Below are 228 nucleotides of genomic sequence, written 5' to 3'. Positions count from 1 at the left end.
CCTTGATCCAGTCTCGGGGCGTATCGCCCCTGTTGGTCGCTTCGGCCCAGGCGTGCTATTCCGAGGTCGAGGTGGCGGGAACGGCGCCGACCCCCTGTCTCAGCTCGAGGATGTCTTCGAGTGACTCTCCCGGATGGATGACAGAGGGTTCAAGTCCGTAGACTTCGGCATAACGGTTGTTTGAAAGCAGCAGCCGGCCGGCATCGTCGAACAGGCAGACGCCTTGTC

1 protein-coding gene is annotated in these 228 nt (G+C 61.8%); it reads right to left on the bottom strand.

Annotated features, from left to right (window positions below; genetic code table 11):
- Positions 1 to 55: 55 nt before the first annotated feature.
- Positions 56 to 214 carry a PAS-domain containing protein gene (locus tag EOD29_RS35665; RefSeq protein ID WP_281059272.1) on the bottom strand — a complete coding sequence of 53 codons (159 nt, stop codon included), beginning with the start codon at positions 212 to 214 and terminating at the stop codon, positions 56 to 58.
- Positions 215 to 228 lie beyond the last annotated feature (14 nt).

This window comes from Mesorhizobium sp. M1A.T.Ca.IN.004.03.1.1, from assembly GCF_003997555.1.
Taxonomy (GTDB): domain Bacteria; phylum Pseudomonadota; class Alphaproteobacteria; order Rhizobiales; family Rhizobiaceae; genus Mesorhizobium.
The sequence above is the reverse complement of the archived record's forward strand: the minus strand, read 5'-3'. Positions and strand labels throughout refer to the sequence as shown.